The organism is Pseudacidovorax sp. NFM-22, assembly GCF_021401245.1.
Classification (GTDB): domain Bacteria; phylum Pseudomonadota; class Gammaproteobacteria; order Burkholderiales; family Burkholderiaceae_C; genus Xenophilus.
The window spans coordinates 1-24,426 of the sequence record NZ_JACBFY010000002.1 but is presented as its reverse complement, the minus strand read 5'-3'; the positions used below and the strand labels follow the sequence as shown (position 1 = coordinate 24,426).

The 24,426-nt window shown below is 69.8% G+C and carries 23 protein-coding genes; 7 read left to right on the top strand and 16 right to left on the bottom strand.

Annotated elements, in window-relative coordinates; translation table 11 throughout:
• Window positions 1–156 precede the first annotated feature (156 nt).
• The 7 genes from L0984_RS05780 to L0984_RS05750 are packed head-to-tail and all read right to left on the bottom strand — an operon-like array spanning window position 157 to window position 6,211.
• Window positions 157–1,119 (bottom strand): Gfo/Idh/MocA family oxidoreductase, encoded by a 963-nt coding sequence (locus L0984_RS05780; RefSeq protein ID WP_234192814.1) that lies wholly within the window; start codon window positions 1,117–1,119, stop codon window positions 157–159.
• Between the two features lie 29 nt (window positions 1,120–1,148).
• A complete protein-coding gene (locus L0984_RS05775) occupies window positions 1,149–2,018 on the bottom strand; it encodes a class III extradiol dioxygenase subunit beta (RefSeq protein ID WP_234192813.1) in 870 nt (289 codons plus the stop codon).
• Between the two features lies 1 nt (window position 2,019).
• Window positions 2,020–2,463: a protocatechuate 4,5-dioxygenase subunit alpha gene (ligA, locus tag L0984_RS05770; protein WP_017761586.1), complete on the bottom strand. Its 444-nt coding sequence runs from the start codon at window positions 2,461–2,463 to the stop codon at window positions 2,020–2,022.
• Between the two features lies 1 nt (window position 2,464).
• Window positions 2,465–3,397 (bottom strand): amidohydrolase family protein, encoded by a 933-nt coding sequence (locus L0984_RS05765; protein ID WP_234192812.1) that lies wholly within the window; start codon window positions 3,395–3,397, stop codon window positions 2,465–2,467.
• 37 nt (window positions 3,398–3,434) lie between these two features.
• Window positions 3,435–4,421, bottom strand: coding sequence for a Bug family tripartite tricarboxylate transporter substrate binding protein (locus L0984_RS05760; protein ID WP_234192811.1), 987 nt, complete (start codon window positions 4,419–4,421; stop codon window positions 3,435–3,437).
• 58 nt (window positions 4,422–4,479) lie between these two features.
• A complete protein-coding gene (gene ligK, locus L0984_RS05755) occupies window positions 4,480–5,163 on the bottom strand; it encodes a 4-carboxy-4-hydroxy-2-oxoadipate aldolase/oxaloacetate decarboxylase (protein ID WP_114802689.1) in 684 nt (227 codons plus the stop codon).
• Between the two features lie 19 nt (window positions 5,164–5,182).
• Complete coding sequence (locus tag L0984_RS05750; RefSeq protein ID WP_058640584.1) at window positions 5,183–6,211, bottom strand: amidohydrolase family protein; 1,029 nt, start codon at window positions 6,209–6,211, stop codon at window positions 5,183–5,185.
• A gap of 185 nt (window positions 6,212–6,396) precedes the next feature.
• On the opposite strand from L0984_RS05750, the gene L0984_RS05745 reads away from it, so the two are divergent.
• Window positions 6,397–7,302, top strand: coding sequence for a LysR substrate-binding domain-containing protein (locus tag L0984_RS05745; RefSeq protein ID WP_234192810.1), 906 nt, complete (start codon window positions 6,397–6,399; stop codon window positions 7,300–7,302).
• 270 nt (window positions 7,303–7,572) lie between these two features.
• On the opposite strand, the gene argH is transcribed toward L0984_RS05745, so the two are convergent.
• Complete coding sequence (gene argH, locus L0984_RS05740) at window positions 7,573–8,973, bottom strand: argininosuccinate lyase (protein WP_234192809.1); 1,401 nt, start codon at window positions 8,971–8,973, stop codon at window positions 7,573–7,575.
• A 136-nt stretch (window positions 8,974–9,109) separates the two neighbouring features.
• Between argH and L0984_RS05735 the strand changes: the two genes are divergently transcribed.
• The 3 genes from L0984_RS05735 to L0984_RS05725 are packed head-to-tail and all read left to right on the top strand — an operon-like array spanning window position 9,110 to window position 12,218.
• Complete coding sequence (locus L0984_RS05735) at window positions 9,110–10,183, top strand: sensor histidine kinase (protein ID WP_370645898.1); 1,074 nt, start codon at window positions 9,110–9,112, stop codon at window positions 10,181–10,183.
• Window positions 10,180–10,947 (top strand): LytR/AlgR family response regulator transcription factor, encoded by a 768-nt coding sequence (locus L0984_RS05730; protein ID WP_234192807.1) that lies wholly within the window; start codon window positions 10,180–10,182, stop codon window positions 10,945–10,947. The genes L0984_RS05735 and L0984_RS05730 overlap by 4 nt, the downstream gene beginning before the upstream one ends.
• Entirely contained in the window at window positions 10,944–12,218 is a 1,275-nt protein-coding gene (locus tag L0984_RS05725) for an AI-2E family transporter (protein WP_234192806.1), read from the top strand. Before L0984_RS05730 ends, L0984_RS05725 begins: the two co-directional genes overlap by 4 nt.
• A gap of 69 nt (window positions 12,219–12,287) precedes the next feature.
• On the opposite strand, the gene L0984_RS05720 is transcribed toward L0984_RS05725, so the two are convergent.
• From L0984_RS05720 to L0984_RS05705, 4 genes are all read right to left on the bottom strand, one after another.
• Window positions 12,288–13,034, bottom strand: a complete 747-nt coding sequence (locus L0984_RS05720; RefSeq protein ID WP_234192805.1) for an aspartate/glutamate racemase family protein — start codon at window positions 13,032–13,034, stop codon at window positions 12,288–12,290.
• A 22-nt stretch (window positions 13,035–13,056) separates the two neighbouring features.
• On the bottom strand, window positions 13,057–14,550 hold the full coding sequence (locus L0984_RS05715; RefSeq protein WP_234192804.1) for an NCS1 family nucleobase:cation symporter-1: 1,494 nt from the start codon (window positions 14,548–14,550) through the stop codon (window positions 13,057–13,059).
• 474 nt (window positions 14,551–15,024) lie between these two features.
• The gene (locus L0984_RS05710; RefSeq protein WP_234192803.1) at window positions 15,025–15,732 is read right to left on the bottom strand and encodes a GntR family transcriptional regulator; all 708 of its coding nucleotides are present in this window, start codon (window positions 15,730–15,732) and stop codon (window positions 15,025–15,027) included.
• Window positions 15,733–15,743: 11 nt separating this feature from the next.
• The gene (locus tag L0984_RS05705; RefSeq protein WP_234192802.1) at window positions 15,744–17,051 is read right to left on the bottom strand and encodes a C4-dicarboxylate transporter DctA; all 1,308 of its coding nucleotides are present in this window, start codon (window positions 17,049–17,051) and stop codon (window positions 15,744–15,746) included.
• 194 nt (window positions 17,052–17,245) lie between these two features.
• Between L0984_RS05705 and L0984_RS05700 the strand changes: the two genes are divergently transcribed.
• A complete protein-coding gene (locus tag L0984_RS05700; RefSeq protein WP_234192801.1) occupies window positions 17,246–18,151 on the top strand; it encodes a LysR family transcriptional regulator in 906 nt (301 codons plus the stop codon).
• Between the two features lie 18 nt (window positions 18,152–18,169).
• Here L0984_RS05700 and L0984_RS05695 read toward each other — a convergent pair whose 3' ends face one another.
• From L0984_RS05695 to L0984_RS05685, 3 genes are all read right to left on the bottom strand, one after another.
• Window positions 18,170–19,243, bottom strand: a complete 1,074-nt coding sequence (locus tag L0984_RS05695) for an AI-2E family transporter (RefSeq protein ID WP_234192800.1) — start codon at window positions 19,241–19,243, stop codon at window positions 18,170–18,172.
• Between the two features lie 103 nt (window positions 19,244–19,346).
• Entirely contained in the window at window positions 19,347–20,327 is a 981-nt protein-coding gene (locus tag L0984_RS05690) for a Bug family tripartite tricarboxylate transporter substrate binding protein (protein ID WP_234192799.1), read from the bottom strand.
• Window positions 20,328–20,566: 239 nt separating this feature from the next.
• On the bottom strand, window positions 20,567–21,976 hold the full coding sequence (locus tag L0984_RS05685) for a M20 family metallopeptidase (RefSeq protein ID WP_234192798.1): 1,410 nt from the start codon (window positions 21,974–21,976) through the stop codon (window positions 20,567–20,569).
• A 120-nt stretch (window positions 21,977–22,096) separates the two neighbouring features.
• Here L0984_RS05685 and L0984_RS05680 point away from each other — a divergent pair, with 120 nt between their 5' ends.
• Entirely contained in the window at window positions 22,097–23,077 is a 981-nt protein-coding gene (locus L0984_RS05680; RefSeq protein ID WP_234192797.1) for a LysR family transcriptional regulator, read from the top strand.
• A 315-nt stretch (window positions 23,078–23,392) separates the two neighbouring features.
• Window positions 23,393–24,004, top strand: coding sequence for a LysE family translocator (locus L0984_RS05675; RefSeq protein WP_234192796.1), 612 nt, complete (start codon window positions 23,393–23,395; stop codon window positions 24,002–24,004).
• A gap of 39 nt (window positions 24,005–24,043) precedes the next feature.
• Here the strand turns inward: L0984_RS05675 and L0984_RS05670 are convergent.
• Window positions 24,044–24,426: recombinase family protein (locus L0984_RS05670; protein WP_234192795.1), on the bottom strand; the 383-nt coding region annotated here is incomplete at its 5' end.

The following is a 24,426-nucleotide window of genomic DNA, read 5'->3' as shown; positions in this document are numbered from 1 at the left end:
GGGGCTCGAACGAAGACCGCGGTCTGTCCACGGAAGAAGAGAAACGAGTCGGGAGGGTGAGAGCCTCTTGTGCGGGCAGGCGCCCCTCAGCACCTGCCCGCAATTTTACCCGGGTTATTTTGGCCGGATCAAGCGATCCGAACCCCGGGCCGTGCCTCAGCCGGCGAGCTGCTGCTCCAGCTGGTGCAGCACCTGGTAGCAGGGCAGCACCTGGGCCACGCTGCTGTTGGGCTCGCGGCCTTCGCGGATCGCGGCGAAGAACTCGCGGTCCTGCAGCTCGATGCCGTTCATCGACACGTCGACCTTGCTCACGTCCACCGGCTCTTCGGCGCCCTTGCTGTGCGACTGCACCAGGTCGTCGTAGCGCGCGATGTAGGTCGCGGTGTCGCCGATGTAGCGGAAGAAGGTGCCCAGCGGGCCGTCGTTGTTGAACGAGAGCGACAGCGTGCAGATGGCGCCATTGGCGGCCTGCAGCTGGATGCTCATGTCCATGGCGATGCCCAGGTCCTTGTGGATCGGGCCCTGCACGGCATTGGCCTTCACGATCGGGCTGCCGGCCTGGTAGGCGAACAGGTCCACGGTGTGGGCGGCGTGGTGCCACAGCAGGTGGTCGGTCCAGCTGCGCGGCTGGCCCAGCGCATTCATGTTGGTGCGGCGGAAGAAGTAGGTCTGCACATCCATCTGCTGGATGTTGAATTCGCCGGCCTGGATCTTCTTGTGCACGTACTGGTGGCTGGGGTTGAAGCGGCGGGTGTGGCCCACCATGGCCACCTTGCCGACCTGCTTCTGCAGCGCCAGCACTTCCTCGCCCTCCTTGAGCACGTCGCACAGGGGAATCTCCACCTGCACATGCTTGCCGGCCTGCAGGCAGGCCTTGGTCTGGGCGGCATGCATCTGCGTGGGCGTGCACAGGATGACGGCGTCCAGCTCCTGGATGGCCAGGCTGTCGGCCAGATCGGTGGTGACGTGCTTGATGCCGTACTTGTCGGCCACTTCCTGGGTCTTGCCCAGATCGCGGCTGATGAGGGAGATCACCTCGACGTCGGGGATGTTCTTGATGCCGTCCAGGTGCTTGATGCCGAAGGCGCCGGCGCCGGCGAGTGCGACTTTGATGGTCATGTCGGTGTTGGCTTTCTGTGGATGGTTGGTCAGGCCTGGTCTTCCAGGATGAGATGGCCCACGGCGGTGTTGGAGGCCGGCACGTGGAAGAAGCGGTGCGCCAGCCTGGGCGCCGGGCCGCCGGCGATGTCGCCCATGGCGCCGCGGGCGATCAGCCACATCACCAGCTCGATGCCCTCGCTGCCGGCTTCGCGCACGTACTCGATGTGCGGCACCTTGGCCAGTTCGGCGGGTTCGGCGATCAGGCGGTCCAGGAACTTGTTGTCCCATTCCGAGTTGATCAGGCCGGCCCGTGCGCCCTGCAGCTGGTGGCTCATGCCGCCGGTGCCCCAGATGTGCACGTTGAGGTCCTCGTCGAAGCTCTCGACGGCCTTGCGGATGGCACGGCCCAGGTTGAAGCAGCGCTGGCCGCTCGGCACCGGGTACTGCACCACGTTGACCGCGAAGGGGATCACCGGGCAGGGCCAGGCGCCGTTCTTCGGGTCCTGCTCGCCGCACATCAGCGACAGGGGCACCGTCAGGCCATGGTCCACATCCATCTTGTTGACGATGGTGAGGTCGAAGTCCTGCTGGATCACGCTCTGCGCGATGTGGCTGGCCAGCTCGGGGTGGCCCACCACCTTGGGCACCGGGCGCGGGCCCCAGCCCTCGTCGGCCGGCTGGTACTCGGCCGCCGTGCCGATGGCGAAGGTGGGAATCATGTCCAGGCTGAAGGCCGTGGCATGGTCGTTGAAGACCAGGATGACGACGTCGGGCTTGTTGTCCTTCATCCATTGCTTGGAGAAGTCGTAGCCCGCGAACAGCGGCTTCCAGTAGTCTTCCTTCGTCTTGCCCAGGTCCAGTGCCGCGCCGATGGCAGGCACGTGCGAGGTGTAGACGGATGCGGTGATGCGGGCCATGTCAGTTCGCCTTGGTGGGGTGGTGGGCGCCCTGCGGCTGGCGATGGGCTTGCGCATCGCCGTCCTCGCCCACGTAGCGGTTGCCGTCCACGCGGCGGCCGCCGTTGATCATCATGTTGCGGTATTCCTCTTCGGTCATGCCGGTCATCGAGCCCGCCATCTGCTGGAAGCTCTTGCCATCGGTGGCGCCGATCTTGGCGAGGAAGTAGATGTTGCCGCCGGTTCGCATGCACCAGTTGAGGTCGCGGGCCAGCACGGCCTGCTTCTGCTCCTCGGTCATCGGCCATTCGTCGAGGTAGGCACGTTCGTCGGCCTTGAAGCGCTCGCGGTTCTCGGCCTTCATCAGGCTCATGCAGAACTGGTTGAGCCAGTAGCCTTTGCGGCTCTGCTCGGCGTCGAAGATGATCGTGCCGGGCACGTCCAGGTAGGGTTTGTCGAGGGCCATGTCAGACCTCCTCCGGCCAATAGAGCTTCATGGGGTTGTCGACCAGGAGCTTCTTCTGCAGTGCCGGCGTCGTCGCGATGTGCGGGATGAAGTCCACCAGCAGGCCGTCGTCGGGCATGTGGTCCTTCAGGTTGGGGTGCGGCCAGTCGGTGCCCCACAGCACGCGGTCGGGGAACTGCTCGACGATGCGGCGGGCGAAGGGCACCACGTCGCGGTAGGCGCTCTGCTCGCCGTCCAGCGCCTTGGGGCCGGCCACCGACAGGCGCTCGGGGCAGCTCACCTTGCTCCACACATTGCTGTGCTCGCGCATGAATTTCTCGAACAGCGCGAACTCGGGGCCATCCACCGGCTTGGTCACGTCGGGGCGGCCCATGTGGTCCACCACCACCGTGGTCGGCAGCGCGGTGAAGAAGTCCCACAGCTCGGGCAGGTCCACCGCCTCGAAGTAGATGACCACGTGCCAGCCCAGCTTGGCGATGCGGCCGGCGATCTCCATCAGCTCGTCCTTGGGCGTGAAGTCCACCAGGCGCTTGACGAAGTTGAAGCGCACGCCGCGCACGCCGGCGGCATGCAGGGCCTGCAGCTCCTCGTCCGTCACGCTGCGCTTGACCGTGGCCACGCCGCGCGCCTTGCCATCCGACGACTGCAGCGCATCGACCAGCGCGCGGTTGTCCGCGCCGTGGCAGGTGGCCTGCACGATCACGTTGCGCGCAAAGCCCAGGTGGTCGCGCAGCGCGAAGAGCTGCGCCTTGCTGGCGTCGCAGGGCGTGTACTTGCGCTCGGGCGCGTAGGGAAACTCCGCGCCGGGGCCGAAGACGTGGCAGTGCGCATCGACGCTGCCGGCCGGCACCTGGAACTTCGGCTTGCTGGGACCGGTGTACCAGTCCAGCCAGCCGGCGGTTTTCTCGAAGGGGCCTGTGGTGGGTTTGCTCATGAGCGTTGCTCCTGGGGAGTGAGGGGGCCGACCGGGGTCAGTCGGGCTTGATGCCGGCTTCGCGCACCAGCTTCTCGTAGCGCACGCGCTCCGAGTGGATGAGCTGGGCGAACTGCTCGATGCTGCCGGGCAGCACCTCGCCGCCGACCTGGGCCATGCGCTCGCGCACGGCCGGCGTCTGCAGCGCCTTCTGCACCTCGGCATGCAGCTGGGTGACGATGGGCCGCGGCGTGGCCGCCGGGGCCACGATGCCGTACCACACCGAGGCCTCGAAACCCGGGAAGCCGGATTCGGCGATGGTGGGCACGTCGGGGAAGACGGCGCTGCGGTTGGGGCTCAGGGCGGCCAGCACCTTGAGCTTGCCGCTCTTCACGTGCGGCTGAGCCTCCAGCGCATTGATGGCCACCAGCGGCAGTTGGCCGCCGATCACGTCCGTGAGCGCCTGGGCGCCGCCGCGGTAGGGCACATGCTGCAGGCGAATGCCGGCGGCGCGCTCGAAGAACTCCACCGCCATGTGCGGCGTCGAGCCGTTGCCCGGCGACGCGAAGGAGAGGCCATCGGGCTTGGCCTTGGCCGCCGCGATCAGCTGCTGGATGGTGCTGAAGGGCGCGCTGGCATTGGCGGCGATCACCACCGGCACGCGGCCGATCAGCGACACCGGCACCAGGTCGCGCTCGGCATCGAAGGGCATGGGCTGGTACAGCGCCATGTTGGCCGCCAGCGCATTGGCCGCCACCATCAGCGTGTAGCCGTCGGCGGGCGCGTCGATGGTGGCCTTGACCGCGATGTTGGTGCCGGCACCGGGCCGGTTGTCGATCACGAAGGGCTGGCCCAGGCTGGCCGCCAGGGCCTGGCCCACGCTGCGGGCGACCGCGTCCACGGCGCCCCCGGCCGAGTAGCCGACCAGCACGCGCACGGGCTTGGTCGGGTAGCCCGTCTGCGCAGTGGCCAGCGTGGGCGCGAGCCAGGCGGAGGCAGCGGCCAGCGGGCCGGTGGCGATCAGCTGGCGGCGGGAAAGGGTCATGGTCGTCTCCGTGTTCTTCTCTGCGGGCAGCGGATGCCGGCGGGCGCCGGCAACGCGCTCAGTCGATGTACTTGAGGCCCGCGGCCGCCAGCGGCTCGCGCATCTTGTACATGTCCAGGCCCAGCACGCCGCTGGCCAGCTTGGCGCGCTTCTCGCCCTCGAAGGACTCGCGCTTGCGGGCGGCTTCGAGCGTCTTGGCGGCGATGGCGCGCGGCACGCAGACCACGCCGTCGTCGTCGGCCACGATCACGTCGCCGGGCGTCACCAGCATGCCGGCGCACACCACGGGGATGTTGACCGAGCCGATGGTGGCCTTGATGCAGCCCTTGCTGCTGATGCACTTGCTCCACACGGGGAAGTTCATCTCCTGCAGCGTCTTGACGTCGCGCACGCCGGCGTCGATCACCAGGGCGCGGGCGCCGCGGGCCTGGAAGCTGGTGGCCAGCAGGTCGCCGAAGTAGCCGTCGGTGCATTCGGCGGTGATGGCGGCCACCACGATGTCGCCGGGCTGGATCTGCTCGGCCGCGACGTGCAGCATCCAGTTGTCGCCGGGGTGCAGCAGCACGGTGACAGCCGTGCCGGACACCTGCTGGCCCGGATAGATCGGGCGCATGTAGGGCTTGAGCAGGCCCACGCGGCCCATGGCCTCGTGGACGGTGGCCGAGCCCAGGGCGGCCAGGCCGTCCGCGGTCTCGCGGTCGGTGCGCTGGATGTTGCGGTAAACGACGCCTAGTTCATACATGTTGGTATCTCCGGAAGGGTTACAGGCTCTTCGCCTTCAGGGCGGCATCCAGGCGCGGGAAGACCCGGCGCGCGTTGCCTTCGAAGACCTGGAAGCGCTCGTCGTCCGTCAGGTTGGCGGTGGCGCTCACATAGCGCTTGGTGTCGTCGTAGTAGTGGCCGGTCTGCGGGTCGATGCCGCGCACGGCGCCGATCATTTCCGAGGCGAACAGGATGTTCTTGACCGGGATCACCTTGGTCAGCAGGTCGATGCCCGGCTGGTGGTAGACGCAGGTGTCGAAGAAGATGTTGTTGAGCAGGTGCTCTTCGAGCAGCGGCTTCTTCATCTCCTGCGCCAGGCCGCGGAAGCGGCCCCAGTGGTAGGGCACCGCGCCGCCGCCGTGGGGAATCACGAACTTCAGCGTCGGGAAGTCCTTGAACAGGTCGCCCTGGATGCACTGCATCACGGCCGTGGTGTCGGCGTTGAGGTAGTGCGCGCCGGTGGTGTGGAAGCAGGCGTTGCAGCTGGTGCTCACGTGCACCATGGCCGGGATGTCGTACTCCACCATCTTTTCGTAGATGGGGTACCAGTGGCGGTCGGTCAGCGGCGGGCTGGTCCAGTGGCCGCCCGAGGGGTCGGGGTTCAGGTTGATGCCGACGAAGCCGTATTCCTTGACGCACTTCTCCAGCTCGGGGATGCAGGTCTTGGGGTCCACGCCCGGCGACTGGGGCAGCATGGCCGCGCCGATGAAGTTGTCCGGAAAGAGCTCGCTCACGCGGTAGCACAGCTCGTTGCAGATGGCGGCCCAGGTGCTGGAGACCTCGAAGTCGCCGATGTGGTGGGCCATGAAGCTGGCGCGCGGGCTGAAGATGGTCAGGTCGCTGCCGCGTTCCTTCATCAGGCGCAGCTGGTTCTGCTCGATGGATTCGCGCAGTTCGTCGTCGCTGATCTTCAGGTCGGCCGGGTTGGGCTTGGCCGACGGGTCCTTGATGCCGGCGATCTGGGCATTGCGCCAGTTCTCGAGGGCCTTGGGGGCGGTGGTGTAGTGGCCGTGGCAGTCGATGATCAGCGGCTGACCGTTGGATTTCGGCATGGCGTCTCCTGGGAGGGGGCGGGGCGGGCCGGTGACAACCGGCCGCGGGTCTGGAAGGCAGCGCCCATTCTGTGCCGTGGCCCGGTCCGCCTCCAGGGGGCAGATCGACTAGCAGCTAGAACAAACTGCTATAGCATGCGTGTCGATATGCGTCTGACGTCATGGATCTGAAACAGCTGGAGTACTTCGTCCGGGTCGTGGAGCTGGGCAGCTTCACCCGCGCCGCGCTGGCGCTCGACATCGCCCAGCCCGCCCTCAGCCGCCAGGTGCGCACGCTGGAGGTGGAGCTGCGCCAGAACCTGCTGGTGCGCAACGGCCGCGGCGTGACGCCGACCGAAGCCGGCGCGCTGCTGCTGGAGCACGGCCGCGGCATCCTGCACCAGGTGCAGCGGGCGCAGGAGGAGCTGGCGCGGGTGCGCGGCGGCCTGGCGGGCCGGGTGGCGCTGGGCCTGCCGCCCACGGTGGCGCGCGCGCTGGCCGTGCCGCTGACCCGGCGCTTCCGTCGCGAGCTGCCCGAGGCGCGGCTGTCGATCAGCGAGGGCCTGTCGATCTCCATGCACGAAGCCCTGTCCGCCGGTCGGCTGGACATCGCCGTGCTCTACGAAGCCAAGCCCATCGCCGGCCTGGACATCTCGCCGCTGATGACCGAGGAACTGATGCTGGTGCAGGCCCGCCCGCCCGGCCTGGCCGAAGACCCGCCGCCGCCGCCCATCCCGCTGGCCGAGGTGGCGAAGCTGCCGCTCATCATCCCCAGCCGGCCCAATGCGGTGCGCATGCATGTGGAGTCGGAGATGGCGGCGCTGGGCTGCGAGCCGCAGATCGCGCTGGAGATCGACGGCGTGCCCGCCATCCTGGACCTGGTGGCCGACGGCGCCGGCTGCGCCATCCTGGCGCGGCGGGCCGTGCAGACCTCGATCCGGCCTTCCGCCTTCAGCGTGCGGCCCATCGGCCCGCCGCGGCTGAAAGTCCAGGCGCACGTGGCGCTGAGTGCGCAGCGGCCGGTCACGCGCACGCAGGCGGCGGCGCTGGAGTTGCTCAAGGCGGTGGCAGCGGAAACGGGGGGCTGACCCGCGCGGCGCGGCCCAGTCCTGAACGAGAAGGGCGCCGCGACGCCCCATGCCAGTCAATTCATCCGTTCGCCCTGAGCTTGTCGAAGGGCTTGCACCCGGCTTCGACAAGCTCAGCCCGAACGGGCTTTGGTGGATTGATTCAGCCCGAACGGGTTTGGGTGAACTGATTCAGCCTGAACGGATTTTGGTGAACTGATCTGCAATGGCTACAACAGCGCTCTTCATCGTGCGTGAATGCCCCGCTCAGCCGCTCAGCCGCTCAGCCGCTCAGTCCCCCAGCCGCGCCCGGTGCCGCGCGATCTGCGCCGTCACCTGAACCGGCGCCGTGCCGCCCAGCGTGTTGCGGGCTTCCAGCGAGCCACGCAGGCTCAGCACGCCGAACACGTCGTCCTGGATCGCCGGGTTGAACTGCTGCAGCGTGGCCAGCGGCAGCTGCGACAGGTCCACGCCCTGGGCGATGGCGGTCTTGACGGCATGAGCGACCGTCTCATGCGCGTCGCGGAAGGGCAGGCCCTTCTTGACCAGGTAGTCGGCCAGGTCGGTGGCGGTGGCGTAGCCGCGCAGGGCGGCGGCCTCCATGGCCTCGCGGCGCACCGTGATGCCGCCCACCATCTCGGCAAAGATGCGCAGCGTGTCCTTGAGCGTGTCGACGGTGTCGAACAGCGGCTCCTTGTCTTCCTGGTTGTCCTTGTTGTAGGCCAGGGGCTGGCCCTTCATCAGGGTGATCAGGCCCATCAGGTGGCCGACCACGCGGCCGGTCTTGCCGCGTGCCAGCTCGGGCACGTCGGGGTTCTTCTTCTGCGGCATGATCGACGAGCCGGTGGTGAACCGGTCGGCGATCTGGATGAAGCCGAAGTTCTGGCTCATCCACAGGATCAGTTCCTCGCTGAAGCGGCTCACGTGCACCATCGCCAGGCTGGCGAAGGCGGTGAACTCGATGGCGAAGTCGCGGTCGCTCACGGCGTCCAGGCTGTTCTGGCAGACGCCTTCCATGCCCAGGGTGCGGGCCACGCGCTCGCGGTCCAGCGGATAGCTGGTGCCGGCCAGGGCGGCGGCGCCCAGCGGCAGGCGGTTGACGCGGCGGCGCAGGTCGGCCAGGCGCTCGGCGTCGCGGGCGAACATCTCCACGTAGGCCAGCATGTGGTGGCCGAAGCTCACCGGCTGGGCCACCTGCAGGTGGGTGAAGCCGGGCAGGATGGCGTCCACGTTCTCGGCGGCGATCTTCACCAGCGCCTTCTGCAGGTCGGTCAGCAGGCCATCGATCAGGTCGATCTCGCCGCGCAGCCACAGGCGCACGTCGGTGGCGACCTGGTCGTTGCGGCTGCGGCCGGTGTGCAGGCGCTTGCCGGCATCGCCCACCAGCTGGGTCAGGCGGGCCTCGATGTTCAGGTGCACGTCTTCCAGGGCCAGCTTCCACTCGAAGCTGCCGGACTCGATCTCACTGCGGATCTGACCCATCCCACGCTGGATGTCGGCCAAGTCCTGCGAACCGATGATGCCCTGGGCGGCGAGCATCTCTGCATGAGCCAGCGAGCCTTCGATGTCTGCCTGCGCGAGCCGCTTGTCGAAGAACACGCTGGAGGTGTAGCGCTGCACGAGTTCGCTCATGGGCTCGGAGAACAGCGCGGACCACGCTTCGGATTTCTTGTCGAATTGGTTCTGGGTCATGGGTCGGGGCCGCAAGGGGCCTTGGAAGAGCGGCAGGGCAGGAAGGCCGTGGAACAGAGGGGCGGCAGCGGGGGGGCGACGCGCCGTCGTGCGCGAGGCCAGGGCCATAATCGGCGGCCCCTCAGCGTCGCCAGCCATGCGAAACCCCCGGATTTTATCGGCGCGCCCTCCTGCGAGCCCTGCCCGCGCGGCCATGGCGCCGCAATCCGACTTCTGCCGGCCGGAGATGGTGATCCGGGTGGTGCTGGCCGCCGAGCTGCTGGCTGCCGTCGCGGTGGCCTTCGTGGCCGAGTCGGCCACCGACGCGCTGATGCGCTTTGCCACCGCTACGGGCGGCGTGATGCCAGCCATCCTGCTGTGGCTCATCGCGGCCTGCGCGCTGCGCCGCCGCCTGGGGCGTTGGCGCCCCGTTCCGCAGTATCTGGCGGCAGCGGTCGCGGGCGTGCTGGCCGGCCTGTATGGCTGCGCGGTGCTGCAGGGCACGGGCGCGATCACGCAGGCGCCGTGGCTGGCGGGCGCCTGGGCGGGCGGCCTCTTCGGCGCGGCGGCCATGGGGGTGATGAACCTGCGCACCGCGGCGCAGATGCCGGCCGCAGCCACGGCGCGGCTCACCGAACTGCAACAGCGCATCCGTCCGCACTTCCTCTTCAACACGCTCAACAGCGCCATCGCCCTGGTTCGCGACGATCCGGCCCAGGCCGAGGCCATGCTGGAGGATCTGGCCGAACTCTTCCGGCAGGCGCTCGCGGAGCCCGGCGAGTCCGCGTCGCTGGCCGAGGAGATCGACCTGGCCCAGCGCTACCTGGCCATCGAGCAGGTGCGCTTCGGCCCCCGGCTTCGCATCGCCTGGCAGCTGGACAAGGCCGCAGCCGGCGCGCGCCTGCCTCCGCTGCTGCTGCAGCCGCTGGTGGAGAACGCGGTGCGCCATGGCGTCGAGCCGAGCCCGGAGGGCGGCGAGCTGCGCATCCGCACCGAACGCCGCGGCTCCCGCGTGGTCATCGAGGTGGTCAACACGCTGCCGCCGCTGCGCTGGGCCGAGTCGCCCCTGCCGCGCGGCCACGGCATCGCGCTGGACAACGTCCGCAGCCGCCTGCGACTGCTGCACGACCTGCAGGCCAGCCTGAGCGCCGGCCTGGACCGCGACTGCTGGAGGGTGCGCATCGACATTCCCGCCGACCCGACGGACAAGCCGAAAAGAACGCAGCCATGAGCCTGTTACCCGCCGACGCCGCGCCGCTGCGCATCCTGCTGGTGGACGACGAACCCCTGGCACGCGCGCGCCTGCGCACCCTGCTGGCGGACTGCCGCGCGCCGGCCGCGCAAGTCGTGGGCGAAGCCGGTGATGGCCGTGCCGTGCTGCCGCTGCTGCGCGAGACGCCGGTGGACCTGCTGCTGCTGGACATCGCCATGCCCGGCCTCGACGGCATGGCGCTGGCCGACCAGTTGCGCGGCCGCCCCGAGGCGCCCGCCATCGTGTTCGTCACCGCGCACGCCGAACATGCGGTGGGTGCCTTCGAGCTCGACGTCGCCGACTACCTGACCAAGCCGGTGCGCGCAGCCCGCCTGCAGGAGGCGCTGGCCCGTGCCCAGCGCCATCTGCGCCAGCGCCGCGCCGAGCCGCCCGACACCGGGCATCTGCTCATCCAGGACCGCGCGCGTCTCGAACGCGTGCCCCTGTCCGAGGTTCTCTACCTGAAGGCCGAATTGAAATACATCACCGTGCGCACGGCGCAGCGCCAGCTGATCCTGGACGGCTCCCTCAACGACCTGGAAGCGCGGCATGGCGAGCGCTTCCTGCGGGTGCATCGCAGCGCGCTGGTGGCGCGCGGCGCCATCCGCGCCCTGGAACGCCACGATGGCGGGGATGAGCCAGACGGCTGGGCCGTCCGGCTGGCGGGCCTGCCCGAGCTGGTGCCCGTGTCGCGCCGCCAGTTGCAGGCGGTGCGCGACGCGCTGCGGGAGCGTGCGGAATGAGCGCCCCGGTGCCGCCTCCTGGCGCGGGCGCCGACGGGCCGCAGGTCGTCGCCCTGGATCCCTCTGAGCCGCCGCTAGCTGCCGCCGAGGCCGCCACCGACCGGGCCATCCGCGAGGCGGAGGCCGAGCGCGACGGGGGCGTCGTGCCGGAGCCCGGCAGCAGCGATCCACCGCGCCTTCTGCTGCACATGCCGGTGGATGTGCGCAGCGCCTCGCTGGTGATCCTGGGCGTGCTGGCCACCGTCTATACGCTGCGCTGGGCGGCGGCCGTGCTGATTCCGCTGGCGCTGAGCCTGATGCTCGTCTATGCCCTCTCGCCCGTGGTCGACCGGCTGGAGCGCTGGCGGCTGCCCCGCTGGGCCGGCGCCGCGGTGCTGCTGCTGGCCCTGACGGGCGGCACCGCCTGGACCGGCTATTCGCTCGCGGGCAGCGCCGGCCAACTGGTCGACGCGCTGCCGGCGGCGGCCCAGAAGCTGCGCAATGCCATCCGCACCAAGTCGGTCAAGGCCAGCCCGCTGGACACCGTGCAGCAGGCCGCCGAGCACCTCGAGCGCGCCGCCAACGAGGGCTCGCCCCCCACCTTCCGCCGCGGCGTGCAGCGCGTGATCATCGAGCGGCCGCCCTTCAACGTGCGCGACTACCTCTGGAGCGGCACCGTCGGCCTGATGGAAGGCGCGGGCCAGGCCACGCTGGTGCTCTTCCTCACCTATTTCGCGCTGTGTTCGGGCGACACCTTCCGGCGCAAGCTGGTCAAGATGACCGGGCCCAGCCTGCACAAGAAGAAGGTCACGGTGCATGTGCTGGACGACATCACGGGACACATCCAGCGCTACCTGCTGGTACAGATCCTGAGCAGCGCGCTGGTGGGCGTGACGACCGGCCTGGCCTTCTGGGCGCTGGGACTGGAGAACGCGGCGGTGTGGGGCATCATCGCGGGCGTCACCAACCTCATCCCCTACATCGGCTCGGTGCTGGTGATGGGCGCCGCGGGGCTGGTGGCCTTCCTGCAGTTCGGCACCATCGGCATGGCGCTGCTGGTGGCGGGCACCTCGCTGCTGATCCACACGCTGGTGGGCAACCTGCTGGTGCCCTGGCTCACCAGCCGCAGCTCGCGCATGAACCCGGTGGCGGTGTTCGTGGGCGTGATCTTCTGGGCCTGGATCTGGGGCGTGTGGGGGCTGCTGCTGGGCATGCCGATCATGATGGTCATCAAGTCGGTCTGTGACCGGGTGGACGACCTGCGGCCGGTGGGTGAGCTGCTGGGCGATTGAAGGTGTAGCGGGCCCCGGGTGGGCCGTGCACCCGGACGGCGCCGCGCTGCGCCGTACCCAGCCGGCGGCTCAGCGTGCGCCCGAGCCCAGCGCAAAGGGCTGCATCAGCCCGGTCATGGGCTTGGGCAGCGGATGCGCCAGCTCGCCGCGCTTGCTGGTCTTGAGGCCCAGGGACACCAGCGACTCCAGCAGCGTCACGCCCGCCGACACGCCGTCGATCACGGGCACGCCCAGTTCTTCCGACAGCGAGCGGCACAGGTCGGCCATGCCGGCGCAGCCCAGCACCAGCACGTCGCAGCCGTCGTCGGCCAGCGCGCGGCGGCATTCATCGACGATGCGGGCGCGGGCGTTGGAGCGCGGATCTTCCAGCTCCAGCACCGGCAACTCGCAGGCCCGCACGCGGGCGCAGAAGCGGGCCATGCCGTAGGCCTCCGCCAGGTGGTGCGCCTGGCCCATGGTGCGCGCCAGCGTGGTGACCACCGTGAAGCGGCTGCCGATGAAGCTGGCCGCATGCATCGCCGCCTCGGCGATGCCCAGCACCGGGCCGCGCGCCAGCTCGCGGGCGGCCTTCAGGCCCGGGTCGCCGAAGCAGGCGATCAGGTAGCCGTCCACGCCCGCGGCCTCGCCGGCCGCGATCTCGGCCAGCAGGCCGGGCGTGGCCAGGGCCTCGTCGTAGTGGCTCTCGATGGAGACCGGCCCCATCGCCGGGCTGACGGCGATGACCTCGGTGCCGGGCCGCGCCGCGGCGCGGGCGCAGGCACCGATCTTGTCGGTCATGCTCTGGGTGGTGTTGGGGTTGATGACCTTGATGCGCATGGACAGGGCGTTTTCTTCGGGATCAGGAACGGCGGGACAGCACAGCGTAGATGACGAAGCCCAGCCCCATGCCGATGAACCAGGCGTAGTTGGCGGCGCCGCGCCAGGCCGGCACCAGCACGCACAGGATCGGAATCAGGGCCGAGGGCACCATCGTGGCGACGGCCTTCATGTTGTAGCCATGGCTGTACCAGTACGTGCCGGTGGGCTTCATGGTGTAGAGGTCGTCCACCACCACGTGCTGGCGGCGCACCAGGTAGAAGTCGGCGATCAGGATGCCGAACAGCGGGCCGATGAAGGAGCCCAGGATGTCCAGCGTGTAGTGGATCACCTCGGGATTGTTGTAGAGGTTCCAGGGCGTGATGAAGATCGAGCCCACGGCGGCGATCATGCCGCCGGTGCGCCAGCTGATGTGCTGCGGCGCCACGTTGGAGAAGTCGAAGGCTGGCGAGACGAAGTTGGCCACGATGTTGATGCCGATGGTGGCGATCATGAAGGTCAGCGCGCCCAGCACCACGGCGGTGGTGGAGTCGATCTTGCCCACGGTGTGCACCGGGTCGGTGATCAGCTCGCCGAACACCGGCAGCGTGGCGGCGGTGGTGATCACCGTCAGCAGCGAGAAGAACACGAAGTTGACCGGCAGGCCCCAGAAGTTGCCCTTCTTCACCGCGTCGAAGCTCTTGCCGTAACGCGAGAAGTCGCCGAAGTTGAGCATCGGGCCGCTGAAGTAGCTCACCACCAGCGCGATGGCCGACAGCATCACCGGCAGCGCGTCCCAGCCCTCGAACTTGACGCCACCCAGGTTCAGGTCGATGTTCTTCCAGCCCGCCTTCCAGACCAGCCAGCCGCACAGGATGGCCATGACCACGTACACGCCCGGGCCGGCCCAGTCGATGAACTTGCGGATGGCCTCCATGCCGTGCCAGAACACGATGGCCTGCAGCACCCACATCACCATGAAGGCGACCCAGCCCAGCGTCGACAGGCCGGCGAAGCCGTGCTGCGCCACGTCGGCGTAGGGCGCCAGGTTGGGAAAGAGGTGCAGCGCCATCACCATGAAGGCGGCCGAGGCGAGGTAGGTCTGGATGCCGTACCAGGCCACCGCGATCAGCCCGCGGATGATGGCCGGGATGTTGGCGCCCTTGACGCCGAAGGAGGCCCGGCAGATGACCGGGTAGGGCGTGCCGGTGAGCTGGCTGGGCTTGGCCACCAGGTTGCAGAAGAACTGCACGATGACGATGCCGACCAGCAGCGCCACCAGCACCTGCCAGCTCGACAGGCCCAGCGCGAACAGGCTGCCCGCGGTGATGTAGCCGCCGACGCTGTGCACGTCGGACATCCAGAAGGCAAAGATGTTGTATTGCCCCCAGGTCTGTTGCTTGAGCGGCGCCAGGTCCTCGTTGGTGAGGGCCGGGTCGTAGCCGGGCTTGATGAGGGCGTGAGATGCCGCGTTGCCGTGGCCGAGGGGCTCGGCCGCGGCAGCGGCGGCGAGCGGGGTGGTGGTGGCCGTGTTCATGGGGGCTCCTGATCGGGTCGTTGGAGGGAGGCGGCGCCGCATGCGCCACGCGAGGTTGCACAGATTGGGTGCATTATTTGTATACAAAAATTGGATCGCAAGCGGCATGCCAGCTGGAGAGATCGGGAGATTCCCTAGTGGGGCGGGGGGCGGCGGGGCGGCGGGGCGACGGTGGCCGCCCGGTGGCTTGGACGGGGGCGGTTTGCGTCCCCTCTCCCCTTGCGGGAGAGGGGTTGGGGGGAGAGGGGGCGACGGCGCCCGAGGAGCGCCACGCCGCGTGACAGGCTGCAGCCCCCTCTCCCCACCCTCTCCCGCAAGGGGAGAGGGAGCCAAAGCCGGAAGAGCCGGTGGTCGAGCAGGCAGGAAAGGCGTGACGCCAGCCGCCTCAGAAAAGCGAGCGCCGGCTTACCTGCGGAAGCTGGCCCATCGACGGAAGGCCCGCGCCAGCCGGCCCGATGTTGGGACGTCCGGCCCTCAGCCGACGCCGCGCCGCGGTGCGACCGGCACCAGGGCGGCGCGCAGCCGCTGCACGTCCGCATCCGGCGCCGCCTCGGGCTCCAGCGCCCGCTCGACGTTGCCGATGTGCGCCAGCATCAGCGTGCGGGCGCGGGCGGTGTCGCCGTCTTCCAGTGCGGCGACGATGGCGGCGTGCTCGGCGCACGATTCACTGGCCTCGTGCCGCGACTGGTAGAGCGTGGCCGCCAGCGTGGTGCGCGCCGTCAGATCGCGCAGCACGTCGGTCAGCAGGCGGTGGCCCATCTGCTCGGCCAGGCAGACATGGAAGTCGGCCAGCAGGAAGGCGCGGGTGGCGGCATCCGCGCCCTCGATGGCCTGCTGCTCGTCCCGCACATGGGCGCGCAGGGTGCGGATCACCTGGGCCAGCGGCCGGCCCGCGTCGGCCAGGATGCCGGATTCGACGATGCGCCGCGCCGCGAAGGCGTCGCACGCCTCCTCCGCCGAGGGCTGCACCACGAACCAGCCGCGCTTGCTCTGCACCTCCACGAAGCCGCGCGCCTGCAGCTGCATCAGCGCCTCGCGCACCATGGTGCGGCTGACGCCGAACAGGTCGGCCAGGGCCTGCTCGCCCAGGCGCTGGCCGGGTGCCAGCTTCTGCGCCAGGATCGCTTCCACCACGCGGCGGGCGATGGCGGTGGGGCTCACAACGCTGTCGGTATCGGCCATGGGCCGCATTCTCACCGGCCGTCGGCGTGGCCGAGGGCGGCGGCGTCGGGCGTGGCGGGCAGTTCGCCGTCCAGCACCCGGCGGGCGCGCTCGCGGTCGATGTCGCCTTCCCAGGCGGCGATGGCCACCGTGGCCACGCAGTTGCCGACCAGGTTGCCCAGCGCGCGGGCGATGCCCATGAACCAGTCCACCGACAGCACCAGCACCAGCCCGATGGCCGGGATGGCCGGAATCGCGTGCAGCGTGGCCGCCAGCACCACGATGGCCGAGCCCGGCACGCCGTGCGCGCCCTTGGACGTAACCAGCGCGATGGCCAGGATGGTCAGCAGGTCGGCCATGGAGACCGGCGTGTTGGTGGCCTGCGCGATGAACACCGCCGCCAGCGTGATGTAGATCGAGAAGGCGTCCAGGTTGAAGGAATAGCCGGTGGGAATGACCAGGCCCACCGTCGAGTCGCGCACACCCATGTGGCGCAGCTTGGCCATGATCTGCGGCAGCACGCTGTCCGACGAGGTGGTGGCGAACACCACGGCCAGCTCCTCGCGCAGGTAGCGCAGCAGCTTCCAGAGCGAGAAGCCCGACAAGCGCATCACCAGCCCCAGCACCACGAACACGAAGAACAGCACCGCGCCGTAGAACAGCGCCACCAGCATGCCGAGCTGCTTGAGCGAGCCCACGCCGTAGCGGCCGACGGTGAAGGCGATGGCGCCCAGCACGCCCAGCGGCGCCAGCTTGATCAGGATGCCCATGATCTTGAACAGCACCAGCGACAGCGTGTCCACCAGTTGCGCCACCGGCCGGCCCTTGTCGCCCAGGAGCGTGAGCGCGCAGCCGAAGAGCACGGCGAACAGCAGCACCTGCAGCACGTCGCCGGTGGCGAAGGCGCTGACCACGGTGGTGGGGATCAGCTTCATCAGGAAGTCCACCGTGCCGCCGCTGGTGAGCTTGTCGGCGTTGGAGGCGTAGGCGCTCATGGCCGAGGCGTCCAGCGCCTTCGGGTCCACGTTCATGCCCACGCCGGGCTGGAACCACCACGCCAGCAGCAGGCCCAGCGCCAGGGCGACGGTGGTCAGCACCTCGAAGTACACCAGCGCCTTCACACCCACCCGGCCGACGCGCTTGAGGTCGCCCGCGCCAGCGATGCCGTGCACGACCACGCAGAACACCAGCACCGGGATGATCATCTTGATCAGCTTGATGAAGCCGTCGCCCAGCGGCTTGAGCTTGACGGCGAACTCGGGTGCGAGCAGGCCGGCGGCCACACCGAGCACCAGCGCGATGACGACCTGGCCGAAGAGGGAGCGTGCGAAGCGGAACATGGAAAAGCGCCTTCCGTGGGTATGCGGGCAAGCCCGGGCACCAATGCCCGGCATGTCCGCTAATCTTGCATGCAAGAAATGTAGGCAAGCGAAGCATGCCAGCATCAGCGGGTAATCCCGGGTGCGTCACGGGCACAGCCCGGCGACGGTCGGCGCAGGCGATGCGGCATTGCCGAAGAAGGAGACACCCCCCGATGGACCGACTGCAGGCCATGGAAATGTTCGTGCGCGTGGCCGAGAGCGGCAGCTTCTCGCAGGCGGCGCGCGAGTTCCACACCACCCAGCCCACCGTGACCAAGCAGGTCGCCGCCACCGAGCGGCGCCTGGGCGTCCGGCTGCTCAACCGCAACACCCGCGGCGTGAGCCTGACCGAGGCAGGCGCGCTCTATTACGAGAAGTGCAAGGCCATCGTGCGCGCGGTGCAGGCCGCCGACGACATCGCGCGGCAGGCCCGCAGCGAGGCGCAGGGCCTGCTGCGCATCGGCACCTCGGTGGCCTTCGGCCGCCGGGTGGTGGTGCCGCTGGCGCTGGAGTTCATGCGCGCCCATCCGCAGGTGCAGGTGGACCTGAGCTTCGACGACCGCTACGTGGACCTGGTGGTCCAGGGCATCGACGTGGCCATCCGCATGGGCAAGCTGGCCGATTCCACGCTCGGCGCGCGTTACCTGGGCAGCAACCCGTGGGTGATGGCGGCCTCGCCGGCCTACCTGCAGGCGCATGGCACACCCGTTTCGGCGGCGGAGCTGTCCGCACACCAGGCGCTGATCTACAGCAGCGTGGTGGGCGACGACGTGTGGCGCCTGCACGGGCCGAGCGGCGAGGCGCTGACGGTGCCGGTGGCCGGGCGGCTGCGCTCCAACAACCTGTCGGCGGTGCTGGCGGCGGCGCGGGAGGGGCTGGGCATTGCCCTCATGCCGCGCTATGTGGCGGAGGAATCACTGGCGCAGGGCCGGCTGCTGCCGGTGCTGGCCGATCACCAGCTGCAGGAGCAGGAGATCCATGCCGTCTTCCCCTCTCCCCGGCTGGTGCCCGCCAAGGTGGCGGCCTTCACCGCCTTCCTGCAGGGCCGTTTCGGCGAGGGCTGGTGGCGCGGCGGCTGAGGCCCGCGGTGGGAACGCTCAGCTGCGCGGCGCGTTGCCGTCCTCTTCGTTCGAGGCCATGAACAGCCCCCACACCGCCATGAACAGCGCCGCCACCACCGGCCCGATCACGAAGCCGCTGATGCCGAACAGCGCCATGCCGCCGATGGTGGAGATCAGCACGATGTAGTCGGGCATCTGCGTGTCCTTGCCCACCAGGATGGGGCGCAGCAGGTTGTCCACCAGCCCGATCACGAACACGCCCACGAACACCAGCACCAGGCCCTTGACGATGGCGCCCGTGGCCAGGAAGTAGATGGCCACCGGGGCCCAGATCAATGCCGCGCCCACGGCCGGCAGCAGCGACAGGAAGGCCATCACCACGCCCCACAGCAGCGCGCCCTGCACGCCCAGCGCCCAGAAGGCCAGGCCACCGATGGTGCCCTGCACCGCCGCCACCACCACGTTGCCCTTGACGGTGGCGCGGATCACGGTGGTGAACTTGTTGAGCAGGTAGTGGGTGTGCGGCCGCGCCAGCGGCACGGCTTCGCGGATCGTCTGGGACAGGTCGGCCCCGTCGCGCAGCAGGAAGAACAGCAGGTAGAGCATCACGAAGAAGCTCACCAGGAAGTCGAAGGTGTTCTGGCCGATGCTCAGCGCCTGCGACGCCAGCATCTGGCTGCCCTGGGCGGCGCCGGCGCTGAGCTTTTCGAGGATGGCCTCCAGGTTGCCCAGGCCGAAGCGGTCCATCAGGTTCGTGGCCCACGCGGGCAGGGCACCCACGATCTGCTGGAAGTAGTTGACGAAATTGAGCTCGCCGGATCGGATGCGCTGGGTGACCAGCACCACGTCCTGCACCAGCGTCACCGCGATCATCGACAGCGGGATGATCACGATCACCAGCACGATGGCCAGCGTGGCCAATGCGGCCGGGGTGCGCCGCTTGTTGCCGAATTTGCGCAGCAGCCGCTTGTAGAGCGGCGTGAACAGGATGGCCAGCGCCACCCCCCACAGCACGGCCCCGAAGAAGGGCATCAGGATCCAGACGAAGGCGACGGTGACCGCCGCCAGCAGGAACAGGAAGAAGCCGCGCTGCAGCTGAGGGGAATTCATGGTGGCAGCGAATGTAGCCGCCCGCCATGACCGCAAGCTGTCGGAGGGGATGCCGCCGACGTTGGGGCCCGCGTGCGCTTCTTCACGAAGCGCCCAGACTTCTTCACTCCATCGGGATGTTGGCCCGGTGGGCCAGGGCGCGGTAGCGCGAGATCTCGCCTTCCATCTGGCTGCGGAAGGCCGCGGCGTCGATCCACACCGGCTCCATGCCCTGGGCCTTGAGCGTGGCCTGCAGAGCGGGGTCGGCCAGCAGGGCGCGTGTTTCCCTGGCCAGGCGGTCGAGTGCGACGGCGGGGCTGCGGGCCGGTGCGGCCAGGCCGTACCAGGCGTCGAAGGTGGCGTCGGGCAGGCCCAGCTCGGCCAGCGTCTTGACGTCGGGCAGCAGGCTGGAGCGCGTGGCGCCCACGATGCCCAGGGCGCGCAGCTTGCCGGCGCGCACATGCGGTGCCACGGCGGCGACGGTGTCGATGCCCATCTCGATCTCGCCGCCCATCACGGCGATGGTGGCCTGGGCGCTGCCCTTGTACGGCACGTCCTGCAGCTTCGCGCCGCAGGCCAGGGCGAAGAGCTCGCCGGCCAGGTGCGGGCCCGAGCCGCTGCCGAAGGTGGCATAGCGGATCGACTGCGGCTTGGCCTTGGCGGCGCGCACCAGGTCGTCGACGGTGCGCCAAGGCGCGCTGGCCGCCACCACCAGCACCAGCGGCGTGCGCGCCACGATGCCGATGGGCGCCAGGTCGCGTACCGGGTCGTAGGGCAGCTTGGCCCGCAGCGCGGCATTGACGCTGTAGCTGGTGGAGCCCGACAGCAGCAGCGTGTAGCCGTCCGGCGCGGCCTTGGCCACGGCGTCGGTGCCGATGATGGTGGAGGCGCCGGGCTTGTTGTCGATCACCACCGGCTGGCCCAGCCGCTCGGCCAGCTTCTGGCCCAGGGCGCGCGCCACGATGTCGGTGCCGCCGCCGGGCGGGAAGGGCACCACCAGGCGCACGCTGCGCGTGGGCCAGGGCTCCTGCGCAAGGGCGAGGGCGGGCAGGGCGGCGCCGAGCGCGAAGGCGGCACCGGTGCCGAGGAAATGGCGTTTGTTCATGGAAGGTCCTTGCAGGAAGTCTGAAAAACGAAGAGAGAGAAAAACGGAGCCCGAGGCCCAATGCCAGTTGGTGAACGAAAGTCGGTTCGGGGCGAGCCAACCAAAGTCCGTTCGGGCTGGGCCAACCAAAGTCCGTTCGGACTGAGCCGAACAAACGCCGTTCGGGCTGAGCTTGTTGAAGCCTGGCGCAAGCCCTCGCCCCCTCGACGGGCTCAGGGACAGGCCAGGCCGGAATCGGTTCAGCCCATGGCGCGATCCGGCCAGGGCGCTGCGCCCGACTCGCCCAGGTCCCAGTACAGGCCGGCCATCACGGCCAGGCCCTCGCGCACCAGCGGCACCAGCAGGTGTTCGTTGGGGGCATGCTGGGCACAGCCCGCATGGCCGTGCGGCACCCACAGCGTCGGCAGGCCGAGCTGGGTGGCGAAGATGTCGTTGGGCAGCGAGCCGGCCAGGTTGGGCAGCAGGTGCGGTGCGTGGCCGGCGCTGCGGGTGATCGAGCCGACCGCCCAGTCCACCCAGGGGTTGCGCAGGTCGAGCCGGGTCGCGGCGCCGGCGAGCGTCACCTGGACTTCGACGTCCTCGAACCCATGGGCCGCCAGATGCGCCTGCACATGCTCGGCGGTGCGCTCCCAGTCGGTGCCCACCACGAAGCGCAGCTGGCAGTGCGCCGCGGCCTGGTGCGGAATGGCGTTGATCGGCCGCTGCGGGTTGCCGGCTTCCAGCGCCAGCACCTCGAAGGTGTTCCAGGCCACCAGCCGCTCGGCGGGCAGGAGGCCGGGCTCGCCCCAGCCGACGTCCAGCGGCGGGTCGTCCGGCTCGGCGCCGATGGGAATGTCGGCCAGGGCGCGGCGCACCGCCTCGTCCACTGGCGGCGGACGCAGCGCCTCCACCAAGAGGCGTCCGCGCGCATCGGCCAGCGTGCCCACCGCATGGGCGATGCGCGTGGCCGGATTGGCCAGCACGCCACCCCAGTTGCCCGAGTGGTAGCCGCGCGTGCGGCCGCTGCGGATGCGCAGCGTGAAGTTGACGGCCCCGCGCGAGCCGAGGAAGAGCGTGGGCTGGCGCGTGCCCACCCGCGGCCCGTCGCTGGCGATGAACAGGTCGGCGGCCAGCGCGGCGCGTTCGGCCTCGCACACGGCGGCCAGGCCGGGCGAGGCGGCTTCCTCACCCGTCTCGAACAGCCAGGTCATGTTGAAGCCCAGCCGGCCGGCGCGGGACTGCAGCACGGCCTCCAGCGCGGCCAGCGCGATGCTGTGCTGGCCCTTGTTGTCGGAGGTGCCGCGGCCGTACCAGCGCTCGCCCTCGGCCACCAGCGTCCAGGGTGCGAGGCCCTCGCACCATTGCGCGTCCTGGCCGCTCACCACGTCGCCATGGCCATAGCTCAACAGGGTGGGCAGGGCCGGGTCCTCGATGCGGCGCGCGATGAGGAAGGGGCCGCCCCTGGGGTTGGGATTGGGGCAGAGCCGGCAGTCGAAGCCCAGGGCTTCGAGGCTGGGGCGCAGCTCGTCCGTCAGGTAGGCGGCGAGGGCCGGCGGCACGGTGCCGCCGTCGCTTTCGGTACGCAGCGCGACACGCCGGCGCAGGTCGGCGAAGAGGCGGCCACTGTCGAGGGCCGACTGGGCCAGGGTGAGGGCATCGTTTCGGTGCATGGGTGATCCTGTGCCGGCGATGCATGCAAGGGGAAGGCCGGAAACCCGTTGCCTGCCCTATCGTTTTGTCGCGGCCGTATTGCCTGGCAGGCAATGGTGGCGGCGGCAGAATCGGGCGCCATGGCCCGTGCTCCCCAACTGCTCAGCATCCCGATGCGCCACTTCCTGGCGGTGGCGCAGACCGGCTCGGTCAACCAGGCGGCCGCGCGCCTGCATGTGGCGCCCTCGGCCGTGAGCCGCCAGATCGCCCGGCTGGAGGACGAGATGGGCACGCCGCTCTTCGAGCGCCGCACACGCGGCATGACGCCCACCGCCGCCGGCGAGCGCCTGGCCGCCTACCTGCGCCATGCGGTGGCCGACGGCCTGCAGGCGCTGGAGCAGGCCAGCGCCCTGGGCCGCGTGCAGGCGCAGCGCGTGTGCGTGGCCTGCACCGAAGGCTTCGCGCCGCAGTTCATGCCGGGCGCGATGCAGGCCTTCCGCGACGCACATGGCGAGGCGCGGCTGGAGCTGCGCGTCGGCTCGCCCGACGAGGTGGCGCGCTGGCTGCTGCGCGGCGAGGCGGACCTGGGCCTCAAGTACAGCGTGGCGCCCGAATCGGAACTGCATGTGGAATACGAGGCGCCCGCGCCCGTCTATGCCGTGATGGCGCCCGAGCATCCGCTGGCCCGTCACACGGCGGTGGAGGTGGCGCAGGTGGTGGCCTTTCCGCTCTACCTGGGCAGCCGCGGCATGACCACGCGCCAGCTCTTCGACCAGGCCTGCAGCCTGCAGGGGCTGCGCTATGTGGCGGCCTTCGAGAGCAATTTCTCGTCGGTGCTGCTGCCCTTGCTGCGCATGCCAGGCATCGTGCTGTCGGGCCATCTGACGGTGGCGCACCTGATCGCCGACGGCACCGTGGTGGCCCGGCCCTTCGCCGAGGCACCCTTGCAGCAGCGGCGGCTGCGGCTGCTGTCGTTGCCGGGCCGCACGCCCCCCGAGCCGGTGCGTGCCTTTGCCACCCACCTGGCGCAGGCCATCCAGGCGCTCGGGCGGCGCAAGCTGGGGCGGGCGCGGCGGGCGGCGTCGGCGCGAGTTTCGATCTCATCCAACCGTTCGGGCTGAGCGCGTAGAGGCCCCGGGGCCGGCGCTTCGACAGGCTCAGCGCGAACGGGTGTGGGGGCATCAGGCCCGCGCGGGCCGCCCTGGCATCAGGCTCACTTCCGCACCCCCTTACCAGGATCACTCCCGTACCAGGATCGCCCCCAAACCGTTCGGGCTGAGCTTGTCGAAGCCTCGCGCGAACGCCCTGTGCCTCAGGCAAGCCCCCCAAACCGTTCAGGCTGAGCTTGTCGAAGCCCGGCGCGAACACCGCGGGCCGCAATCACGCCGCCAACCTGCAAGGCTATGCTCGCCGCTCCTCCTGCCGCCCTCTTGCTCATGGCCCTGCACGTCTGGCTCGTCTACACCCTCGCGGCCCTCGGCCTGTCGCTTTCGCCCGGTCCCAACAGCCTGCTGGCGCTGACACACGGCGCGCTGCATGGCCGGCGCCGCACGCTCTACACGCTCTTCGGCGGCAGCCTGGGCTTCCTGCTGGTCATCGCGCTGTCGATGTTCGGCATCGGCGCGCTGCTGAAGGCCTCGCTGGTGTGGCTCACGGTGCTCAAGTGGGTGGGCGGCGCCTACCTGGTATGGCTGGGCGTGCAGGTGTGGCGCGCGCCGCCCATCCAGGTGGCGCGGTCGGCGGGCGCGGCGCAGGCGCGGGGCGCCACGCTGTTCCGCCAGGGCTTCCTGGCGGCGGCGACCAATCCCAAGGGGATCCTGTTCTTCGCCGCCTTCCTGCCGCAGTTCGTGGACCCGGCCCGCAACGTGGCCGTGCAGTTCGCGGTGATGGCGGGCACCTTCCTGGTGATCGAGTTCCTGACCGAGCTGGTGCTGGCCAGCCTGGCCCAGCGCATCACCGCCTGGCTGGCGCGTGTGGGCCGCGGCTTCAACCGGGCCTGCGGCGCGCTGTTCGCGGCCATCGGCATCCTGCTGCCGTTGCGGGGGTGATCCGCGGCTCCCGGTGGGAGCGTTCAGCCGGGGTGCGCGTCATGCGTTGGGCCGTTGATCGGCCGTGTGGTCGGCGTCGACAGATCGAGGCCGGCCGCACGCCGGTGCGTGTGCCTGCCCGATGTGCGTGGGATCGGCGTCGGCCGACTTCAAATACCGCTGCACGGTCCGCGGATGCACGCCCATGCGCTGCGCGACCTGTTCCAGGGGCTCGTGCTGCAGCTCGAGCAGCAGCGCGTCGAGCTGATCGTCGGAGAGGGCGCGAGGCCGGCCGACGTGGCTGCCGCGGCTCTTGGCGGAGGCCATGCCGGCCTTGGTGCGTTCGCTGATGAGGGAGCGCTCGAACTCGGCGAGGGCACCCATCATGTGAAAGACGAGCATGCCGCCCGGGGTGCCGGTGTCGATGCACTCGGACAGCGAGG

Excerpts from the sequence above, each read along its gene's own strand:
- L0984_RS05745 (WP_234192810.1), top strand. The coding sequence starts at position 6,397 with ATGGATCTGAAACAGCTGGAGTACTTCGTCCGGGTCGTGGAGCTGGGC.
- L0984_RS05780 (WP_234192814.1), bottom strand. The coding sequence starts at position 1,119 with ATGACCATCAAAGTCGCACTCGCCGGCGCCGGCGCCTTCGGCATCAAG.
- L0984_RS05690 (WP_234192799.1), bottom strand. The coding sequence starts at position 20,327 with ATGAACAAACGCCATTTCCTCGGCACCGGTGCCGCCTTCGCGCTCGGC.
- ligK (WP_114802689.1), bottom strand. The coding sequence starts at position 5,163 with ATGTATGAACTAGGCGTCGTTTACCGCAACATCCAGCGCACCGACCGC.
- L0984_RS05680 (WP_234192797.1), top strand. The coding sequence starts at position 22,097 with ATGGCCCGTGCTCCCCAACTGCTCAGCATCCCGATGCGCCACTTCCTG.
- L0984_RS05715 (WP_234192804.1), bottom strand. The coding sequence starts at position 14,550 with ATGAACACGGCCACCACCACCCCGCTCGCCGCCGCTGCCGCGGCCGAG.
- L0984_RS05705 (WP_234192802.1), bottom strand. The coding sequence starts at position 17,051 with ATGTTCCGCTTCGCACGCTCCCTCTTCGGCCAGGTCGTCATCGCGCTG.
- L0984_RS05700 (WP_234192801.1), top strand. The coding sequence starts at position 17,246 with ATGGACCGACTGCAGGCCATGGAAATGTTCGTGCGCGTGGCCGAGAGC.
- L0984_RS05720 (WP_234192805.1), bottom strand. The coding sequence starts at position 13,034 with ATGCGCATCAAGGTCATCAACCCCAACACCACCCAGAGCATGACCGAC.
- L0984_RS05710 (WP_234192803.1), bottom strand. The coding sequence starts at position 15,732 with ATGGCCGATACCGACAGCGTTGTGAGCCCCACCGCCATCGCCCGCCGC.
- L0984_RS05735 (WP_370645898.1), top strand. The coding sequence starts at position 9,110 with ATGCGAAACCCCCGGATTTTATCGGCGCGCCCTCCTGCGAGCCCTGCC.
- L0984_RS05685 (WP_234192798.1), bottom strand. The coding sequence starts at position 21,976 with ATGCACCGAAACGATGCCCTCACCCTGGCCCAGTCGGCCCTCGACAGT.
- ligA (WP_017761586.1), bottom strand. The coding sequence starts at position 2,463 with ATGGCCCTCGACAAACCCTACCTGGACGTGCCCGGCACGATCATCTTC.
- L0984_RS05730 (WP_234192807.1), top strand. The coding sequence starts at position 10,180 with ATGAGCCTGTTACCCGCCGACGCCGCGCCGCTGCGCATCCTGCTGGTG.
- L0984_RS05675 (WP_234192796.1), top strand. The coding sequence starts at position 23,393 with ATGGCCCTGCACGTCTGGCTCGTCTACACCCTCGCGGCCCTCGGCCTG.
- L0984_RS05765 (WP_234192812.1), bottom strand. The coding sequence starts at position 3,397 with ATGAGCAAACCCACCACAGGCCCCTTCGAGAAAACCGCCGGCTGGCTG.
- L0984_RS05695 (WP_234192800.1), bottom strand. The coding sequence starts at position 19,243 with ATGAATTCCCCTCAGCTGCAGCGCGGCTTCTTCCTGTTCCTGCTGGCG.
- L0984_RS05760 (WP_234192811.1), bottom strand. The coding sequence starts at position 4,421 with ATGACCCTTTCCCGCCGCCAGCTGATCGCCACCGGCCCGCTGGCCGCT.
- argH (WP_234192809.1), bottom strand. The coding sequence starts at position 8,973 with ATGACCCAGAACCAATTCGACAAGAAATCCGAAGCGTGGTCCGCGCTG.
- L0984_RS05725 (WP_234192806.1), top strand. The coding sequence starts at position 10,944 with ATGAGCGCCCCGGTGCCGCCTCCTGGCGCGGGCGCCGACGGGCCGCAG.
- L0984_RS05775 (WP_234192813.1), bottom strand. The coding sequence starts at position 2,018 with ATGGCCCGCATCACCGCATCCGTCTACACCTCGCACGTGCCTGCCATC.